At 48.9% G+C, this 15,759-nt stretch carries 10 protein-coding genes, 2 tRNA genes and 1 other RNA gene; 6 read left to right on the top strand and 7 right to left on the bottom strand.

All coding sequences use genetic code 11. The features are described 5' to 3' along the window. Positions 1-30 precede the first annotated feature (30 nt). Positions 31-3,435 (top strand): leucine-rich repeat domain-containing protein, encoded by a 3,405-nt coding sequence (locus tag J2S36_RS06700; RefSeq protein ID WP_309956775.1) that lies wholly within the window; start codon positions 31-33, stop codon positions 3,433-3,435. A 137-nt stretch (positions 3,436-3,572) separates the two neighbouring features. Here J2S36_RS06700 and J2S36_RS06695 read toward each other — a convergent pair. From J2S36_RS06695 to J2S36_RS06685, 3 genes are all read right to left on the bottom strand, one after another. Next, a tRNA-Thr gene (locus J2S36_RS06695) sits at positions 3,573-3,645 on the bottom strand. Between the two features lie 179 nt (positions 3,646-3,824). After that, positions 3,825-4,664, bottom strand: coding sequence for a DsbA family protein (locus J2S36_RS06690; RefSeq protein WP_309956773.1), 840 nt, complete (start codon positions 4,662-4,664; stop codon positions 3,825-3,827). 371 nt (positions 4,665-5,035) lie between these two features. Beyond that, positions 5,036-7,003, bottom strand: a complete 1,968-nt coding sequence (locus J2S36_RS06685) for a serine/threonine protein kinase (protein WP_309956771.1) — start codon at positions 7,001-7,003, stop codon at positions 5,036-5,038. A gap of 256 nt (positions 7,004-7,259) precedes the next feature. On the opposite strand from J2S36_RS06685, the gene J2S36_RS06680 reads away from it, so the two are divergent. Continuing rightward, the gene (locus tag J2S36_RS06680; protein ID WP_309956769.1) at positions 7,260-8,384 is read left to right on the top strand and encodes an ABC transporter ATP-binding protein; all 1,125 of its coding nucleotides are present in this window, start codon (positions 7,260-7,262) and stop codon (positions 8,382-8,384) included. A 218-nt stretch (positions 8,385-8,602) separates the two neighbouring features. Then, entirely contained in the window at positions 8,603-9,874 is a 1,272-nt protein-coding gene (locus J2S36_RS06675) for a DUF4032 domain-containing protein (RefSeq protein WP_309956766.1), read from the top strand. Between the two features lie 58 nt (positions 9,875-9,932). Here the strand turns inward: J2S36_RS06675 and recR are convergent, their stop codons facing one another. The 4 genes from recR to ffs form a co-directional block, all read right to left on the bottom strand. After that, positions 9,933-10,550, bottom strand: a complete 618-nt coding sequence (gene recR, locus J2S36_RS06670) for a recombination mediator RecR (protein ID WP_309956764.1) — start codon at positions 10,548-10,550, stop codon at positions 9,933-9,935. A gap of 12 nt (positions 10,551-10,562) precedes the next feature. Continuing rightward, a complete protein-coding gene (locus tag J2S36_RS06665) occupies positions 10,563-13,376 on the bottom strand; it encodes a DNA polymerase III subunit gamma and tau (RefSeq protein ID WP_309956762.1) in 2,814 nt (937 codons plus the stop codon). A 95-nt stretch (positions 13,377-13,471) separates the two neighbouring features. Then, a complete protein-coding gene (gene tsaD, locus J2S36_RS06660; RefSeq protein ID WP_374717346.1) occupies positions 13,472-14,524 on the bottom strand; it encodes a tRNA (adenosine(37)-N6)-threonylcarbamoyltransferase complex transferase subunit TsaD in 1,053 nt (350 codons plus the stop codon). Between the two features lie 58 nt (positions 14,525-14,582). Further along, positions 14,583-14,677: signal recognition particle sRNA small type (gene ffs / locus J2S36_RS06655), an RNA gene on the bottom strand. Positions 14,678-14,863: 186 nt separating this feature from the next. Here ffs and J2S36_RS06650 point away from each other — a divergent pair. From J2S36_RS06650 to J2S36_RS06640, 3 genes are all read left to right on the top strand, one after another. After that, a tRNA-Ser gene (locus J2S36_RS06650) sits at positions 14,864-14,951 on the top strand. 155 nt (positions 14,952-15,106) lie between these two features. After that, positions 15,107-15,241 carry a hypothetical protein gene (locus tag J2S36_RS06645; RefSeq protein ID WP_309956758.1) on the top strand — a complete coding sequence of 45 codons (135 nt, stop codon included), beginning with the start codon at positions 15,107-15,109 and terminating at the stop codon, positions 15,239-15,241. A gap of 108 nt (positions 15,242-15,349) precedes the next feature. Continuing rightward, on the top strand, positions 15,350-15,754 hold the full coding sequence (locus J2S36_RS06640; protein WP_309956756.1) for a DUF3644 domain-containing protein: 405 nt from the start codon (positions 15,350-15,352) through the stop codon (positions 15,752-15,754). Positions 15,755-15,759: the final 5 nt, after the last annotated feature.

The raw sequence follows: 15,759 nt of genomic DNA, 5'->3' as shown, positions 1-15,759 counted from the left end.
GCATTTGTAATCTAGCTCAAAAGGAGAGATATGCACATCAAAAAGCGCAGGCGCTTGCAAAGTATCAGCACCGCCTTCCTCATGCTACTCAGTACAGCCGCTTTTACCCTCACCACTCCTGCCATCGCGGCAGAAAATTCTGCGAATCCGACGGTAAACGAACAGCTGGCACAATGTATCGCTGATGCAGTAAAAGAAGCACAAGGCGAAGATCAAGTTACCTCACTGAACTGCAGAAGTTTTGGGAAGATCAATGATTTGAGCCAGCTGACAAAGCTTACAAACCTTACAGAGCTGAATCTCTCGATGGCAGAAATTGTTTCTCTCACAGGTATTGAAAAACTAAGCAATCTCCAACAGATCAGCTTGCATGTCACTAAGCTGAAGAGTTTGGACGGAATCGAGAAACTCACTAAACTCACCAAAGTTGATGTTGAGAAGAACGATATTTCGGATATTTCTCCACTTGCAAAAATTACATCTCTCAAAACGGCAATACTTTCCAAGAATCAAATTTGGGATCTATCTCCCCTAAAAGATTCCAAAGTAAAAATCACGGCAAAACTCCAGCGCCCGATTTTGACCCGCTACGTCGGAGATCCAGCACCCGTCGTGAAAAATGAGAAAGGGGAAATACTTAAAGCAAATAAGCAATCACCAAATTTTGCTGAAACCTTTACCACTGAAGGCAAATATACCGCGCAATACGGCACTGCCGCTGGTTTCCTAGTTAACCTCGAAGTGAATGTACTTTCTGCAGCGGAAAGACCACAAACACCGCCTGCGTCCGATACTGCTACTTCAAGCCCAAGCACCCCCGAGGAAGGAACCGGTGATTCTGCAAACACAGGAAATACCCAACCTTTCCCAGCGCCACCTGCCGGAAAAGTTGATCAGGATCAGTCCCCAATCAAAGACAGCCAACTCCGCGCATGTATTCGCCGAGTTCCCGGGAATCGGATTGGCGGCGCAGGTGAAGTAACGCTCGCCCATGTCCAAGCGCTAACCAAACTTGAATGTGTGGGAACAAATATCACCAGCTTAGAAGGCCTCCAGCACGCAACAAATCTGAAAGAGCTAAACCTTACACAAACAAAGATCAGCAGCGTGCAGCCGTTGAACAAACTCCCGAATCTTGAGATTCTGCGCCTCGATCAAACTAAAGTGAAAGATTTTAGCTCACTCACATCACTTCCAAAACTTAAAGAACTATACCTCTTTAGAGCAGGACTCACCTCGATCAGCGATTTCGGAGACTTTCCAAATCTGACACATCTTTCACTGCTCCAAAACGACATTCAGGATATCTCACGAGTTTCTGCATACACTAATCTCGAATTCTTGAATGCCTCACAAAATCAGATCAACTCCTTTGCGCCAATCGCAAAACTCACCAAGCTAAAAGATTTGCAGCTGCATCACAACAAAATTACGGCAATTGACGGCATTGATGCACTCACAAAACTTACAAAACTCTCGCTTGGCACAAATAAGATCAAAGATATTACCCCAATCGGAAAACTTACTCAGCTATTGGATCTTTCGGTACGAGATAACCAAATCAACGATGTATCTGCACTGAAATCATTAGTAAAAGCAACGCGAATTGATATTTCAGAAAATCCCGTCACCAACGCAAATACACTCGCTGGGATGCCAATAATCAACAACAATCCGAAACCAAATCTCAAACCAATCGATCTTGACCCAGCAAAGGTTCCTGCTCCCGAAGCACCAAAAGATGCTATTTTGCACTGGTATGGAATGCCTGGCGCAGCCACAGGTGCAGCAATCGCTCCCAAATCTTGCGATTTCACTGGAGATGGCAAAGACGACATCATTATCGGCGCATGGGCACATCAAGAAAAAGAAACCGGAATGGTTGGTCTTGCATACGTACTGCCCAATGGGGCAGCTCCTGGCGATCTCGACAATCCAGATACTGGAGCAATCAAGATTTATGGTCCACGAGCAGGTTCCCTCACCGGATTTAATGTATCCTGCGTCGGAGATATCAATCAGGACGGAAAAGAAGATATCGGCATTTCCAGCCATAACGCTGATCGCGGCTACATTGTATTCGGCACTGATTCACGTGCACCAATTAAACTCTCGGATCTCGGCGAGAAAGGGATCGTCTTGGCTGCCAATGCCACTAAAGTAGGTGCTGGCTGGATGGTTACCAGCGCTGGCGATCTGGATGGCGATAGCGTTCCCGATGTAGCTGTAGTAACCCAAGCAAGCCCAAAGAATAAGCGTGGCGGTGAAATTGTAGTACTTTCCGGCGCAGCTACGAAAGGGATGATCACGCTTGAAGATTCTCCGCATACCTTAGTTCGCATCGTTGGCACACCGGATATGCCAGTATTTAACTTTACCCAAGCCGGTGATGTAGATGGTGACGGAGTTAATGATCTCCTCGTCGGCGGATACTACGGCACAGCATTCGGCGCAAAAGCTGAGAAGACCGGGATGGCTTGGGTGATCTCTGGTAAATCACGTGGTCTGGTAAATGTTGCTGGCGTATTCGACGGATTTATTATCAATGGACCGCTTCGCGGTGGCGATCGTTTGGGAATCGCAGCCACCCCACTTGGCGATATTAATAATGATGGTTACGCCGATATTGCAGTTGCCGCCAATCCGACGAAAGCCAACGGGGCAATTGCAGTAGTCCTTGGCGCGCCTCGTCATGACACAATAATGATTGACCCAGATCAGGAATACCCTATTAGCGATGCGCAAGGCACACGCGGATGGTGGATTTATGATTCACGTCCTTCACATTATCTCGGTTACGGCTTAAGTGCCGTACCAGCGCGAAATGGCATGAGCGGAACGATTGTAATCGGGATTTCAGAATCATCGCGTGCTATCGCCTTTGATACTTCAATTCTCACAGGCAGCGTTGATACAAAGCCGGCAGCAACCGGAAAGGTTGATCTTGCGCTAATTGATCCAAAATTCAAAGTGGAGCTAAATGGTGCTCATCGTCTCGGGCGATCCGTGGGCATCGTGCGCGGATTCAATGAACACAAAGGGATGCTCATGGTCGTTGGTGCAGATAATGCCACCAATCCAACTGGACGCGGAAGCGTGATCCTTGCAGCAATGCCAGCATTGCACCGTTTATCTGAAGCAACCGCTCCGGATCAGGAAAAAGAAAAAGAAGTGGCTCAGCCAAATCATAAAAAGCTTAACGCGGCTTCAGAAAAACCAGCTGCGGCACTAAAGCCCAGCATCAGCAAAGCCGAAGCAGGGATCGTTAAACCAGAGATTGGAAAACTTGCTCCCGCTCCGATTGCGCCAAAAGACGGGTTAAATGCCAGCTCTTTAGCTAGTACCGGAAGCAATAGTGCAATTGCTCTGTACATCTCATTGATGCTGGTTCTTGCTGGCGGATTCATTTTCCGCAGAATGCAAAAACAAAACTGAGAACTAAGTACCTTTGGTTGATTTCACCTAGCTTTGAGTTAAATCAACCAAAGGTATCCCAAAGATCTACAATAAATAAATACGTGGTGTGCATTATGCTTTGCAATGCACACCACGTATTTATTTTCTCTGATCGGAGCCCCCTGTCAGACTCGAACTGACGACCTTCGCTTTACAAGAGCGGCGCTCTACCAACTGAGCTAAGGAGGCTTTGTGCCATGATTTACTTTCAAAAATCGTAGCTGAATATATCTTGCCAGAAAAAGGGGGTATTGCGCCAATCGAAGCGCAAATACCCCCAATCTCACATTTTCCAGATTCCCGCATCCACGAAAAATCAGTCAGCAGCAAGCTCTGTTAAATCGATTGCAATGCGATGCGGTTCGCTTTTACTTTGCGGCACCTAAAGCTTCTGCAAAAACAGCCTTCATCCCGCCATTACCCCAAGCATTCGTCTCTGTTCCGTTTACCGTCACCGTCGGAGTACCTTTCCAGCCAGCTTCACGGAACTTTTCGGTAGCAGCTTGCACATGCTTTTGCCATGCTTCAGAAGTGATCGAAGCTGGTAAATCATTCACGATATCTGCAGGTACACCAGCTGCTTTTGCCATATCTGCAATTTTTGCTGCCGTCGGCATCTGTGCAGAACGTTCCACAATGATCTTGTATGCGTAATCGAACAGCTCTGTATGGAACTTGGTATAGCTTTCAGGCGCATAGGTCGCCACATATAATAACGCTGCAGTGCCATATTTTGCATAATCCGTATTCATGATTTCAACTGGATAATGCACCACGCCAACTTTCCCGGTAGGCATAAACTTTTCATAAGCATCCTTTGAGTCATGCTCAAGCTGGACACAATGCGGACACATCAAATCAGCATACACTCCCACCTGCGGCACATCTGCCACGGGAGCCGCGAGCGCTGCTCCGTCTTTTCCAACGGCAATCCCAAAATCAGCTTGTACATTCTGCAATTCCGCGCTACGAGCCTTTCCGTCATAGCTACCGGTATCATTTGCATTTCCTGAGCTGACGATTTTGAAAATAACAAGCCCAACCAGCAAAAGTGCAGCAAGAACTCCGAAGATCAGCAAAATCCGGTTTCGCCTTGCACGCTTTTCTTCCTGCTCACGCAGTAGGCGTGCTTTTTCTCGCGCTGCACTTCGACGTTCTTCCTTCGTCAATTTATTACCAGTCATTCCCGGGGTCTGTTTCGCTCCCATTTATTCCTCTTTTTAAGTCTGTGCACTTTAGTTTCACTAATCGGATCACAAGCGGAATTTCCGCTTCCCGTCAGGAGAAACTAGTATGCAGCGGCATTTCAAAATCCAACTTGAATTCTAGATATTATCAATGCCGATACCACACTCATTGCCATACCTTCATGCCATCGGCGAAATTATCATCAACGACGGCATACTTTCATGCGCGGAAAAATATTCTCCCCTGCGCGTGCATCCCAGTAATAAATACTGCTACCACGTAAAAATGCAGTGATAGTTTTCCCAATACAAAACATATCTCGGGCGATAACCTCAATCGGCTTGCGATAAACAGTTAATAAACTTTTGTGGACGCGAATCTCAAACTCGATTTACCACAGCGGCCACGAATTTCCAGAACTGGAAAATAATCCGGAGAGAAAGACAAAGAATATTGCAAGCAGCATCAGCAAGAGCCCGTAGAAATAATATCTGCGTGCTGGAATCAAACGCTCCAAGGCTACTCGCAGCCCAGTTCGCATTGGTTGCGAAGTTGGGAAAAACCAGTAAATCACTATCGCAATTGCAAACGCAAACAATGTGGGCACACCATTAAACTGCGTAAAAGCTGCCACGATCCGTCCAAACCAAGCAAGACCGGCTGCAGCTACCTCATCAGCAGTTCCACCTGCCCCCAAATTCCTGCCGCCAACCAGCAATAACAAACCTCCACTCAACACCCCCAGACTGCCTGCAAAAACACTCCGCAAGATCCCAGAGAGGAAAGCAATCGGGAAATAAGCAAGCAAGATCCCAGAATCTGAATTCGCAGCCATCCCGCGCCGAATTCTGCGCGCAATAAGTTTTTCACGCAGAATCCCAACAGTACCCAAGATCGCCCCCACACAGATCACACCACCCATAGTTAGCAAAGGCAGATGTGCCCCAATCAGTGCCACAAATACGCCGATGCAGAGCGTGATCATGCGGTAGTGTTTCAAGGGTTTAATCGTGTACCCGGCAAGAAAATTTTCACTCACATCAGTTACCCCGCTGCCCGCATCCGCTTGCGCAAGCAGCGGATTTTGCGCCGTCAGCGCAGCTGCACTAACCATCTGCGGAGCTGGCATTTGATTCACACCTTGCGGTAAAGAGTTTGGCGCGGGATACTTTCGGGTTTGCGCTAAGGGCGGTGTGCGCATTTGTGCCACTGGTTCGGTTAGCGGTATTTGCATCTGGGAAGATTCCAGAAATTCATTTTGCACAGCTGCGAGAGAAAAAGTTTCCTGCCACGAGTTCACTGCAGTTTCTTGAGTTGTTTGCAAGGTTGGCAAATCGATTTCGCCAGATACCAATGCAATCGTTTCTGCCTCCATTTCGGCATCAAGCACGCGAGTTTGCACATTTTGTTCGACCGCTTCCGGTCTGAAAGTCAAAGTTCCCTGATCCACGAGGTCAGGCATAATCTGCGGATCTGCCAGCGCGATCAGTAGCTGCGAATAGGTGAGGCGCTGCGTCAAATCAGGCACAAGCGCAGCCCTAAAAAGGGCAGCAATCCGGTGATCTAAATGTGGTAAATCTGGGGTTTCATGCAGCACGCGATGCATCACCGCAGCCGGCAAGCCACCCCCAAAAGGCCGCACTCCGGTAGCAGCATACGCAAGGACGGCACTCAATGCCCACCAATCCGCGGCTTCGTCAGGCTCACATCCTTGAATCACACGCGGATCACAAAACCCTGGCGTATGCGTCAAGAATCCAGTTTGCGTCAATCGCGTATCGGCACCACCCTGCGAAATCCCAAAATCAATCAATACTGGAGTTTCACCCCGCAGCATCACATTTGAAGGTTTCAAATCTCGATGCAATATCCCTGCATCATGCACTGCAGAAAGCGCTATTGCAAGTTGCTCGCCAAGCCGTACCAAATCTTCTTCAGTATAGCGCCCCTCACGCTGCACATCCGCCTCAAGCGTGAGCCCTTCAATCAGTTCTGTGACGATAAACAGGTTTTCTCCAGCAAGCTCAGCATCAAGAATCTGCGCCACATGATCTCCATGCAAACGCTGTAACATTGCCACTTCACGGCGCAGTCTGGAGCGCGCATTGGCTGTATCACCAAATGATGGATGCAGCAGCTTCAGGGCGACGGCTGTGCCGTCAGGACTGATTGCCTCAAACACGGTGGACATCCCACCTGCGCCAATTTTCCTGATCAACTGGTACCCATCAAGCATCCGCGGTAAATCTGTGGCAGCAGCTGAAAGTGCGGGCAAGAAATTCGCTGCATCTGCGTTATCTGATCTCGCTGCAGTTTTTATTTTTGGCGCAGTTACACTATTTTCTTCACACATTGGCATTCTCACTCCCCTCTTACACGGCTTGACTACCCGAGTTTATTTCCACATTTAGCGCACCGGCACACGATGCACTCGCTACAACGATAGCTTAAACATTTTCTGAGTCGCAGCTCACTTCTTGGAAGTTCAGGGGAAATTCAGGGTGAGTTATGTAATAATGTTATGCAGTGAACACACCGACGTGTTCACCGTGCTTTTAAAGCACCTTTCACTATGGATCGTCCGGCACGTACCTGCCGGTGAAGGGAAATGAGTAATGGCAACCGTTACTTTTAAGGACGCTACGCGCGTCTATCCAGGCGCTGATAAGCCTGCAGTAGATAAATTAAACCTCCAGATCGAGGATGGAGAATTCCTTGTTCTTGTTGGTCCGTCAGGGTGTGGTAAATCCACTTCGCTGCGGATGCTAGCAGGTTTGGAGGATGTAAATTCCGGTCGCATTTTCATCGGGGATCGTGACGTCACTGACGTAACTCCAAAGGATCGCGATATCGCAATGGTTTTCCAAAACTATGCGCTATATCCGCATATGACGGTCGCAGACAATATGGGCTTTGCACTGAAAATTGCCGGTGTAGATAAGGCGGAGATCCGCACTCGCGTCGAAGAAGCTGCAAAGATTCTTGACCTGACCGAATATCTTGACCGGAAACCAAAGGCTCTTTCCGGTGGCCAACGCCAGCGTGTGGCAATGGGCCGTGCAATTGTGCGCAAGCCAAAGGTCTTCTTGATGGATGAGCCACTTTCAAACTTAGATGCAAAATTGCGGGTCCAAACCCGCACCCAGATTGCTTCTCTGCAGCGCAAACTTGGCGTCACCACCCTTTATGTGACCCACGATCAGACTGAAGCTCTCACCATGGGGGATCGAATTGCGGTAATCAAGGATGGCATTTTGCAGCAAGTCGCTTCACCAGAGGAAATGTTTACCAAACCGGCAAATGCTTTCGTAGCAGGCTTTATCGGTTCACCAGCGATGAACCTTGGTTTATGGCGCGTAGATGGCAATGATGCAGTATTTGGCGATGCCCGCTTCACACTTCCGAGTGAAGTTCTTGCTGCCTTGAAGGCTGAAGGCGCTACTACAGTAACGATTGGCGTGCGCCCAGAAAGCTTTGATTCCGTTGACGGTTTAGGCAATTCGATCCCATTGCAAGTGACCTTCATCGAAAATCTTGGCTCCGATTCATACGTTTACGGCACAATCGTTGGCGCTGAACGCGAATCTGAACGCTTTGGTTCCGGCGATAATTCTGAAACAATGACGGTGCGCGTACCACCGGAGCGCCGCGTACATCCAGGCGATGTACTACACCTGCACCCACGTGCTGGATATGTACATTACTTCTCCCCAACTACGGGTGAACGCCTCGGAGCATAAAGGTTTCAATAAGCTACACATCAGGGGGAGTTGGCTGCAAAAGTGCAAGCCAACTCCCCCTGCGCTTTTGCATCTGCGGCATACAGCGCAAACGCTCTCAACGCAAAAGCGCAGAAGGAGCACGAATCAAATCAGGTACTACTAAATCTGCAGCTGAAATCTCCTGCTGCCCGTACATAAAATTCGCAAAATCAGCACAAGGGCATTAGGGTAATGGTATGAAGACAGCATTGGAGATCACGTCTGCCCAGGTGGAACCATCCCTCATTGACCTGCCCTGGGATCTGCCGCTACGCGAATGGCCAGAAAATATTATCGCCGCACTTCCACGCGGTATTTCGCGGCACGTGGTGCGATTCGTGAAGCTGAACGGCCAGATTATTGCCGTGAAAGAAATCAGCAGCGAGGTTGCGCATTCTGAATACGCGACGCTCCGCGATCTAAATCGCCTTGATGCTCCCTGCGTAGAGCCGCTTGCCGTCATTACTAATCGTTTTAACAGTGCAGGCGAACCACTCAATGCGGCTCTGATCACTCGGCATCTTTCATTCTCGCTGCCGTATCGTGCCGTCTTCGGTCATGGCGGGATGCGCACCGATACCGTTAATCGCCTTATTGACGCGCTTACCGTGCTGATGGTGCGGCTCCACTTGCTTGGCTTTTTCTGGGGGGATGTCTCACTTTCAAATACACTTTTTCGACGTGACGCAAGTGAGTTTGCCGCATATCTTGTAGATGCCGAAACTGGCGAAAAGTTTGAAAAACTTTCCGAGAAAAAACGTCTTTACGATATTGATGTGGCGCGCACGAATATCATTGGCGAACTATTCGATCTGCAAGCCGGAGGGATCCTCTCTGAAGAATATGATGCAATCGAGATCGGAAACCGTTTCGAAGAACGCTACTGCCAACTTTGGCACGAGCTCACAAGCGAAGAAAGCTTCTCAATCGATGAACGCTGGCATGTAGATAATCGTGTCCGACGCTTAAATGAACTCGGTTTCGATGTGAGTGAACTCGTAATGCAGAAAGATACTGACGGCACCCAGTTGCGGATCCGCCCAAAAGTCGTGGATGCAGGGCATTACTCGCGCCTCTTAATGAAGCTCACCGGTTTAGATGCGCAAGAGCAGCAAGCCCGCCGGATGATCAACGACATTCAGCAATTTCAGACTCTCCGCGGAAATTCAGATCAACCGATTTCGTTGATTGCGCATGAGTGGATGTCAGATGTGTATGAACCAACGATTCGCGCAGTACCACGCGAATTGCGTGAAAAACTCGAACCCGCACAAATTTTCCATGAGATCCTTGACCACCGTTGGTATATGTCAGAGCAGGCAGGCTACGAAATCATGATGCCGGAAGCCACCCAGTCTTATATCAATCAGATTCTCGCATCACGTCCTGACGAAAAAGCACTCCTTGGTCGTGACGAAATTGAAGACGCTGATTTTATTGACGAAGATTGGTCTGGATATATGGCTTGAGCCGTTCTAATTTCTTGCGCAAGCTAAATCACAATGCATCCAGATCATAATTTAGCTGTTAAAGCCCTGGCGCGTGGACCCGCTGGCGCCCTTCAAGCGCACGGGAAATTGTGATTTCGTCAGCGTATTCAAGATCTCCACCGACCGGAAGACCAGATGCAAGCCTGGAAACTGCCACACCCAATTGTGCAAGATTCACCGCAAGATAGGTGGCTGTAGCCTCCCCTTCCACATTTGGATTCATCGCGAGAATCACCTCTTGCACCTGCCCATTTGCAAGCCGAGCATAAAGCTCGCGGATCCGTAAATCTTCCGGCCCTACGCCACCAATCGGGTCGATCACTCCACCAAGCACATGGTAGCGTCCGCGATATTCACGTGCCCGCTCAATCGCGACGATATCGCGTGATTCTTCAACTACACAAATAACTGATTCAAGACGCCGTGGATCATTGCAGATCCTACAGATTTCATCTTCGGTCACATTGCCGCAAATCTCGCAGTACTTAACTTTTTCTTTCACTGCCATCAATGCGTCAATAAGTGCTTTCACTTCTAAATCATCTGCTTCGAGCAGGTGGAATGCGATCCGCTGCGCACTCTTTGGTCCAATACCTGGCAACCGCCCAAGTTCGTCGATTAATTCTTGTACTGCACCGTCGTATACGCCTGCCATATCCTGCCTTTTCTATTTATTCCGAGGAATTTCTTCAATTATTTTTCCACTCAGCTGCTCAAGTACTACATTCACGCCAACGAAAGTAGATTCTGCCACAGACGGATCATCAACTGAAACTTCATCCCATTCGTCGCCAGAAAATTCTTCCGCATCGATTGGGCCTTGCATATTCAGTGCCGCAAAAGGGTCTGCTGTGGGCATTGTACCGTCAGTATGCGCAGCAAGACGTTCCGTAATCGATGGAGCGCTACTTCCTTTCGCCGCCATCGGATCAGAATTTTGTGCCGTAAGGGAGGTGAAGGCTGCTGTATTGAAATGTGCGGCAGCTACTGATGACGGCTGAGAGTTTATCCCGAAACGTTCGACGCTAGATCTTGGATCGAGTGGTACTTGACCGTTCGTCGGCAGAATCTCCACTGGCGGGATATCTGGATGAGGGATCTCCGCCGGGGGGATTTTTGGTAATTCCTGACGATAAAATGGCTGCTCTTGCGAAACGGCAGCAATATTTTCCGCAGGTACTGCCTGATCTGTGTGAAAATTCCGCTCCGGTGCTTGGATCCCCGCCTGTACCGGCGCAGCGGTTTCAGCTTCAATCAAAGTTTGCGCATTGATATCTGCCTCTTCTTGACCGGAAAGAGCTAACTGATCCGTATCCGCTTTTCTTGAATCTGCATCGGCAGGATCCAGACCTGCCAGTTTTCCACGAACTTCATCAAGCAAGGGGCGCAGCACACCAACTGGATCTTTCGCCGCACTCTTCGCGTCCTGCGCACTTACCGTGGATCTTGCAGCTGCAGCTGATCTTTCAGCTACTGCCGCATCAGCCAGAATTGCTAAATCATGGCCCGCACCGAGATGCTCCGCTCGATTTTGCGGAGCATCAACTTTTGGGCGTGGGACATCACCCCGCCCTGCTTCTTGATTTAGTTGATCTTTGCTCGTTGCCGTTTGTGTGTGCATCCGATTTTCTGTTTTTACAGAATTTCCCGGATCATCCACATCACGCTTGCGCACACCCTGTACCCGCGTTTTTAAGCCTGTTTTTGCATAAACTGCCCGTGCTACCACATCGAGAGCCGGGATCGTTTGATTGAAATTCGCCGCCCATTTCTCGGAATCAAAATAAATCGAGAGCACATTTCGCTCAAGCGCAGCCGCCCCTGCCGAATGCTCCATGATCGCTGCAACCGCGCTGGATTTACTTTCTGATATTTGTAAAATATCTGGCCATTGATCGACGATCTTCGCAAATTCTGGTGATCCCAATTTTTCCGAAATTGCAGCATTTTCCGCAGCTTGCACACGCACTTGCGGCCCAGAGCCAGAGTTTGGATGGATCCTTTTCGGATCCATCTTGTTGCTTGGCACGGCAGCCGAATCAGACATTGCCGATGCCTTAATTCCAGTGGTTGCAGAGATTTTCATGCCATTGTTTGCAAGATCCACACTCTGCTCTTGCCGCTGCCCAAGATGAGGCTTTGCCGTTTCAATACCACCTTGCGGCATTGGAGCTGCCAGCGGATTCACCACACCTGGCATCGGCGCCGATAACGGATTTACAACCTGCGGTTTTTCCGCTGTTTTTGGCTGCTGCGCACTATCAGCGAAATTTTTCACTGCATTCATTCCAGATCGGTTCAAAGCATCTGCACCAGCACTTTCCAAAGAAGCTGCTTCTCCAGAAGAGTGCGCCACCGTGTGCAAACGTCCAGTATCTGGCAATGTTTGCATGAGCAGACGTGCGCATAAAAGTTCCAGCTGTAAACGCGGCGCCGTCGCTCCTACCATTGTCGAAAGCGTCTGATTCGCAAAATCGGCGCAAAGAGATGCACGCTTCGCTCCGATCATTTTTGCCTGCTCTACCATCGCAGCAAACTGATCATCTGGCACTTGTATAAATACTTCACGTGTCGATTCGCCGGCGAGTGAAAGAATCACTAAATCACGCAATCGCTGGAGTAAATCTTCCACGAATCTTCGTGGATCATGCCCGGACGTAACAATTGCATCTACCACCTTAAATAGCGCGAGCCCGGCATTATTTGAGATCGCCATTATTGCTTCGTCAAGCAAATGCGCTGAGGTATAGCCAAGCAAGGCAACAGCTCGTTCATAATCCAAACTTACCCCGTCTGATCCGCCAATGATCTGATCTAAAACGGAAAGCGTATCACGCACTGAACCAGTGCCCGCACGTACTACCAACGAAAGTACTTCTCGCGGAGAATCAATATTTTCATCTCGGCAAATTTCACTCAGATAATCCTCAAGTACCGGCGGAGGCACAAGACGGAAGGGATAATGATGTGTACGAGAGCGAATCGTACCAATCACTTTTTCTGGCTCGGTAGTGGCAAAAATAAATTTTACGTGCGGCGGCGGCTCTTCTACCAGCTTCAACAACGCGTTAAAACCCTGCGTAGTAACCATATGTGCTTCGTCGATAATGAAAATTTTGAAACGATCCCGCACTGGGGCGAAACTTGCCTGCTCACGTAGTTCACGCGCATCATCAACACCACCGTGCGAAGCCGCATCAAGTTCTACAACATCAAGCGAACCTGAACCTTCACGCGCAAGCTCCTGACAAGATTCACACTCACCGCATGGAGTGGGGGTGGGATATTCAATGCAGTTCAAACAACGCGCAAGAATCCGAGCAGAAGTAGTTTTCCCGCAACCACGCGGACCAGAAAAAAGATAGGCATGAGTAGTGCGCCCAGCTTCTAAGGCCGCCATAATTGGCTCGATCACATGGTCTTGACCGATTACTTCTTCAAAAATCTCTGGCCGATAACGGCGATATAAAGCGATACTCACAGGCTCAAGTCTACGCAATTTACCGGCGAGAATCGAAGTTTACAAGAAGCTGTGGATTATCTGTACCTTGTGATGCACAACCGTAACTATCACACTCAGCGGACGATTGTAATTTCCCGCGGAAGCGCTGTGTTTACCGAGATATCAAATGGCGACGGCGCTACCCCATTACGCACCATCTCCCATCCGAGCGCTGCGATCATTGCGCCATTATCAGTACAGTAACGAATCGGCGGAATCCGCACTTTTAGCCCAGATCGTGCAGCCTCCGCTTCTGCCAATGCGCGCAAACGCGAATTTGCTGAAAACCCGCCGCCGATCACAAGCGTATCGCAATCATTTTCGTGGCAAGCCATGATCGCCTTTTCCATCAAGGCCCCCACAACTGCTTCCTGGAAACCAGCAGCAATATCAGCTCTCGGAATTTCCTCACCGCGAGCTTGCAAACCTTCAATATGCCGCGCAACAGCCGTCTTTAAACCGGAGAATGAATAATCATACTTATGCTCAGCTTTATTTTTGCCAGAACGGAGCGCACGCGGGAAACGAATCGCCTGCGCATCACCTTCACGCGCCAACCGATCGAGATGCGGTCCACCCGGATAAGGTAAATCGAGTAGCCGTCCGACTTTATCAAAGGCTTCGCCTGCCGCATCATCTAAAGTTCCGCCTAGCTCCTCGATATCGGTGGCAATATTCCGAATCAACATCAGGTGAGAATGCCCTCCCGATACAGCTAAACCAATGAATTTCTCTGGAAAATCGCCGTGCACGAGCTGATCGACAGCAATATGACCGACGATGTGATTCACTCCGTAAAATGGTTTACCAAGCGCAAGTGCAAGTGCTTTCGCTGCTGAAACTCCGACAATCAGCGGCCCAACTAAACCTGGCCCTGCAGTTGCTGCAACCGCAGCTACATCTGACAGCGCCACACCAGCCTGCTCAAGAGCGGCATCCAAAGTGGGCACAAATGATTCAAGATGCGCACGTGATGCAATTTCTGGGATGATCCCGCCATAACGCGCATATTCTTCCATTGAGGTAGCAGTTACGTCAGCGAGAAGCTCGCCGTCACGCACGAGTGCTACGCCCGTTTCATCGCAGGAAGTTTCAATACCAAGGATTAGTTCATTCACGTCTGTAATTGTAGTCTCGCAAACGCTAGCAGCCAAAGGCTACGCGCGTGGGATATGTAGCAGCAGAAAATAGGACTCTCCACGCACCCGCCAGAGCTTCGTACCCTTGCTGCATTCCTGCCCTGGGGGAGTTCCGAAGATGACGCCACGTGGAGAGCCATGCTCAATACTACGTGATATTTCGTATTTTGGAAAGCAAAATTTAATACACGATGATGGTGAGATGAAAGCCACCTTTAGCTCTTTCACGAATGGTTTTCGTTTTCTGACGGTTTGCAGATAGAATAACTTACTGTGTTCACACTTGTGGCTACGATTATGTGATCGCGGTTAGTGAATCCAATTAATGGAGATATCGCCTAGTGGCCTATGGCGCACGCTTGGAAAGCGTGTTGGGTGCAAGCCCTCGGGGGTTCGAATCCCCCTATCTCCGCCAAAGTTTTTGCCACGTAGCTTGTCTGCTTGGCAAAAACTTTTTTTATATCCTAGGGATTCAAACCCGTAAGGGCTAAGCCGTGAAGAAAACGCGGTTAAGCGTTTTCAGGCTTAGTGCTACTGGTATAACTGGTAGCACGGCAAGAATTTTTGTGGGTGCAAGGCAACGCAAAAAATTTTGGAATCCCCGAAACCGTTATTACAGAGTTTGAGGATTTATACGCCGCGTTGGAAGTGAAAGCACTTAACATTCTGCGTCAGGCGGAAGATGCTCTAGCCCAAACCTCATAAGTCCCAGAATTATCACTGCCCCTACCCGATGCTTTCATCAACCAGATACAACAAGATCTCACAGCCGAGAAATACGCCTTAGCATCACAACACCACGAACCAGACCCTTTGGATAGTCTTGGTGAAGAATCTCAAATCCCGCCAGAATGGGATGAAAAAATAGCAAAGACAAGGCACGACATGAATACTTCAGAACAAAAAGCTCTTTATGAGCGACTCCTCAATAAATCTCAAGAGCTATTTACGCTTGCTGTTGAACTCTACAACCGTCCAACAATCCGTTACCATGCGGAAGGCTGCGCAATATTTTTGTGTTCAGCTTGGGAACTCATGTTAAAAGCAACAATTTTGCAACGTGACGGTAATGCGGCTCTCTATTACAAAAACTCCTCTCGAACATTGTCTCTTGAAGATTGCCTGAAAAAAGTTTTTACTAACGAGAAAGACCCACTGCGCAAAAACATGGATAAGATTGTCGACTTGCGCAACACGTCTACACAGGAGAAATATTAGCGATG

It is taken from the genome of Arcanobacterium hippocoleae (assembly GCF_031456295.1).
In the GTDB taxonomy this organism is placed as follows: Bacteria; Actinomycetota; Actinomycetes; order Actinomycetales; family Actinomycetaceae; genus Arcanobacterium_A; species Arcanobacterium_A hippocoleae.
This window is presented reverse-complemented; position numbering and strand designations above follow the sequence as displayed.